This is a genomic window from Mycobacterium sp., from assembly GCF_032162105.1.
GTDB lineage: Bacteria > Actinomycetota > Actinomycetes > Mycobacteriales > Mycobacteriaceae > Mycobacterium.
In genome coordinates this window covers 1-4174 of record NZ_JAVRPS010000341.1, presented here as the reverse complement: position 1 = coordinate 4174, position 4174 = coordinate 1, and the positions used below count along the sequence as shown (strand labels likewise).

The 4174-nt window shown below is 68.1% G+C and carries 4 protein-coding genes; 3 read left to right on the top strand and 1 reads right to left on the bottom strand.

Annotated features, from left to right (window positions below; all coding sequences use genetic code 11):
• The coding region (locus QOC69_RS17435) for a peptide MFS transporter (protein WP_526441770.1) at window positions 1–1153 on the bottom strand (1153 nt) is incomplete at its 3' end.
• An 81-nt stretch (window positions 1154–1234) separates the two neighbouring features.
• Here QOC69_RS17435 and QOC69_RS17430 point away from each other — a divergent pair.
• From QOC69_RS17430 to QOC69_RS17420, 3 genes are all read left to right on the top strand, one after another.
• The gene (locus QOC69_RS17430) at window positions 1235–2686 is read left to right on the top strand and encodes a DUF7159 family protein (protein WP_526441768.1); all 1452 of its coding nucleotides are present in this window, start codon (window positions 1235–1237) and stop codon (window positions 2684–2686) included.
• A gap of 43 nt (window positions 2687–2729) precedes the next feature.
• Window positions 2730–3329: a Pr6Pr family membrane protein gene (locus tag QOC69_RS17425; protein WP_526441766.1), complete on the top strand. Its 600-nt coding sequence runs from the start codon at window positions 2730–2732 to the stop codon at window positions 3327–3329.
• Window positions 3330–3404: 75 nt separating this feature from the next.
• Window positions 3405–4130, top strand: coding sequence for a L,D-transpeptidase (locus QOC69_RS17420; RefSeq protein ID WP_526441772.1), 726 nt, complete (start codon window positions 3405–3407; stop codon window positions 4128–4130).
• Window positions 4131–4174 lie beyond the last annotated feature (44 nt).

The following is a 4174-nucleotide window of genomic DNA, read 5'->3' as shown; positions in this document are numbered from 1 at the left end:
CCGTCGTCCCCGCCGTGGGCAGGAACAGCAGGAACGCGACGCCCATGCCCATGACGCCGTAGGCGAACTTGCGTGGCGTGGTGGGTGCCCGGTTCCCCAGCTTGGTCCACATCGCCGCGAACAGGGGGGACAGCAGGATGATCCACACCGGCTCGACGGAACCGATCCAGCTCGACGGCGCCGTCCACCCGAAGATCGACCAGTTCATCCGTTCGTCGGAGTACACCGCCAGCACGGTGAAGATCTGCTGGAACAGCGACCAGAACACGGCGTTGGCGATGAACAAGGGGATGAACGCCCGGACCCTGGTCTTTTCCACCGCCTGAACCTTGGAGCTGGTCAGCATCACCGCGAAGTAGGCGACCGATGCGGCCACGATGACGCCGGTCGTCACCTTGGACAGATTCGCCAGTGTCACCAGGCCGGTCGCCAGCACCACCGCCACCACTGCGACGGCGGTAAGAAGAATCCCGACGTAGACGGTGATACGGTTGTGCGGCAACGGATTCGGGACGTGGCGACCATGTTCGCCGAGGTTTCGCCGGAACGCCACGTACTGGCCGAGGCCGAGCGCCATGCCGACGGCTGCGGCACCGAACCCGTAGTGGAAGCCGACGTGCGTCTGCAGCAGGCCGGTGATCAGCGGCCCGACGAACGCGCCAAGGTTGATGCCGAGGTAGAACAACGTGAACCCGCCGTCGGCTCTGGCGTCACCCTTGTCGTACAGCGTGCCAAGCAGTGACGACGCGTTCGCCTTGAGCGCACCGGAGCCGAGCGCGACCAGCACGAGTCCGACGGCGACCCCGGCCAGGCCCGGTACGACGGCCAGGGCGATGTGGCCGGCCATCACAACGACACCGCCGTAGAAGACGGTGCGCTCCATGCCGAGTAGCCGGTCGGCGATCCAGCCGCCGAGCACCGTCGACAGGTATACCAACCCGCCGTAGGCGCCGACGAGCCCGGTTGCGGTGCTCTGCGGCAATGCCAGCCCGCCGTCGGTCACCGAGTAATACAGGTAGTAGGCGAGGATCGTGAGCATCCCGTAGAACGAGAATCGTTCCCACATTTCGACGCCGAAGAGGTTCACCAGGCCGATCGGATGCCCGAAGATGGTGCGTTCGATTGGCCGGTCGCTGGTCGGAGCTGCCGTCATGACGGCCACCCTGCCACTTCCGCTGCGCCGTCACTGCCGGTTGGCTCAGGCCCGGCGAGCCCAACGGCGGATCGCCGGGTAGTGTCACCCCGAAAGGTGGATCCTCACCACATCGCGCTGGCGCCGCCTGGATTCGATCCGGTGTTCGCGCTGCCACGTGGCGGGGCCACTTCTCGGTCCGAAGGGATACATGTGGACGCGGTGCTGGGGTTGTCGATGACTCCGACGTCCGTTGGCCTGGTTCTCGTCGAGGGGCAGGACGCCGACGGCGTCACGATGGACCGCGATGCGTTCGACGTGCACGAAGGCTCGATCCAGACCTCGGGACAGGCCACCGCCGCCGTGCTCCGCACCGAAGCCCTCGCCGCCAACCGTGGTGTGCGGCTGAACTCGATCGGGGTGACCTGGAGCGAGGACGCCGACGCCGAGGCATCGGCGCTGATGAAGTCGCTGTCGGAGTCGGGATTCGACAATGTGGTGGCGATCCGGCTGCCGGAGGCCACCGAGGCATTGGCCCGCGGGATGGCTTCTGTCATCGGCTACCAGACCACCGCGGTCTGCGTCATCGAGCCAGACGCCGTGATCAGTCTGGTCGTCAACACGTCCGACGGTGCGGTGCAGACCGCGTTCAACCACTCCATCGACTCCGACGAGAGTCTGATCAGCTGGTTGAGCACGGTGTTCACCAAGGCGGACTGGCAGCCCGAGGCGCTGGTGGTGGTCGGCTCGGCCGGCGGATTCGAGTCGATCCTGCCGAAGCTCGAGGACGCGCTCTCGGTGCCGGTGTTCGCACCTGCTGAGGCCGAGCTCGCCCTCGCAAGGGGCGCGGCGCTGGCCTCGGCACAAACCATCGAGCTGCCGCGTGTCGATTTCGGCAGCGAGTACGCCCACGAATACCACTACGACCGGAACGGGTCGTCCGGTCGGCACCGCGCCGAGGAACTCCGCGCACCGCGGGGCGGCGCGCCGCTGGGCCACGTCGGCGCCGTGACCATGTTGGTCGCCGGTGTGCTGACCTTCGTCGTCTCGGTGTCCATCGCGGTCAGCCTCGAGTTCGCGCCGCACCGCGACACCCGATCGGGTAACCCGGTGCCGGCCGCCGTGAACGCGCCGGAGACCCCGGCGGCCGTGAAGGCGATCCCGCCCGCCATGCCGCCGCCGGTGTCGATTCCTGCGCCGCAGGCCGTTGAGCCGGTGGCGCCGCCGCCGGAGGCTCCGGTCGTCGACGCCGCACCGCCAGAGGCGTCCGTCCCGGCCGAGGCGCCGGTCATCGACCAGGCGCCGATCGCCGACCCCGCCAACCCCGAGGCCCCGCCTGCCGACCTGCCGGTGGTGGACCCGGCGCTGGCGCCGCCGCCACCGGACGCACTCGCACCGCCGCCGGACGCCGTGCCGCCGATCGAGTCGACCGTGCCGACGAAGAAGCCGGGCATTTGGACGCGCATCAAGGATCGACTGACGCCAGGGAACGACAACCCGCCGGTCGTGCTCGCTCCGCCGCCGGCGGAGGTCGTGCCGCCGCCGGTTCCGTAGCGGATCGGTGCCCGTTCCCTTGGGACGCTTGACTATTCAAGGCTTGACTATTCGAAGCGGAAACCTTCGCTTCTTCCTCCGCGTGTCGCTCGTACTTGCCGTGCTGCTGGCGCTCGTCTTCGTCGAACTGTCGTCGCGGTCCGGCGTGCTGTGGCGGCTGGTGACCTTCACCTATCAGGCCAACGTACTGGCGGCGGCCTACTACGCGTGGACTCTGGTGTCGCCGCGCGCCGATGCCCGCACCGGATTGCGCGGCGCGGTCGTGCTCTACGTGATGGTCGCCGGCGTGATCTGGAATCTGTTCCTGACCGAGCGCAGCATGGGGTACACCCCGGCCAACGTGCTTCTGCACGTCGTCGTGCCGTTGCTCGCCATCACCGACTGGCTCCTGATCGGCAGGGGAGAGGGGGTGGTTCGCTGGTGGCAGCCCTTCGCGTGGCTGGTCTACCCGGCCGCCTACGCCGGTCTGGCCCTGGCCGTGCTCAACCACGCGGGCCGACGCGCGCCCTATTACTTCCTCGATCCCGGCAGCGTGGGGATCGCCGCGGTCGTGGTCAACACCAGCATTCTCGGGCTCGGGTTCCTCGTGCTCGGATATCTGCTGCTGGCGATGGCGCGCGGCCGTCGGCTAACGCGTAGCTAGCGCTGAGCGAACTAGCATGTAGGCAAGAGGCTGCCGTGAATCGGAGGATGGAACTTGAGTAGTGCGCTGCGGTACATGCTGACGGTGACGGGAGTGTCGACGCTTTTGCTGACCGGCGCGGTAGGCAACGGGGTGGCTGCCGTGCCGCCGCAGCTGGCCGTTGCCAACATCGCCCCCGCGGCAGGCGACATGGTCGGGGTGGCGATGCCAGTCACCGTCACGTTCGCCGGGCCGGTCGCGAACCGGGCGGCCGCGGAGCGGGCCATCAGCTTCTCCTCGCCGAAGACCCCTGCGGGCACGTTCACCTGGCTCGCGGACGATGCCGTGCAGTTCACGCCGACCGGGTTGTGGCCGGCCCACTCAACGATCTCGGTTACCGCACTCGGCTTCAAGACGACCTTCGGGACGGCCGCCGCGGTGGTCGGCGTGGCCGACATCGACGCGCACACGTTCACCGTGAGCATCGACGACCAGGTGGTGCGCACGATGCCCGCATCGATGGGCAAGCCGAGGCACCCAACGCCCATCGGCTCGTTCACCGCGCTGGAGAAACAGTCCCCGGTCATCATGGACTCGCGCACCATCGGCATTCCGCTCAGTGACCCCGAGGGGTACAAGCTCACCGTCTACGACGCCGTCCGCGTCACGTGGGGCGGCGTCTACGTACACGGGGCGCCGTGGTCGACGGGATCGCAGGGCAACGCGAACGTCAGCCACGGTTGCATCAACCTGAGCACCGACAACGCCGCCTGGTACTACGACACCGTCAACATCGGCGACCCGATCATCGTGCAGGCGTAGGCGCGTGGAGGTTCTTGGCCGTCGGTGACGTGGCGACGGTCGCG

Bases quoted from the DNA above. Each gene is read 5' to 3' on its own strand.
- QOC69_RS17420 (WP_526441772.1), top strand. From the start codon at position 3,405: ATGCTGACGGTGACGGGAGTGTCGACGCTTTTGCTGACCGGCGCGGTA.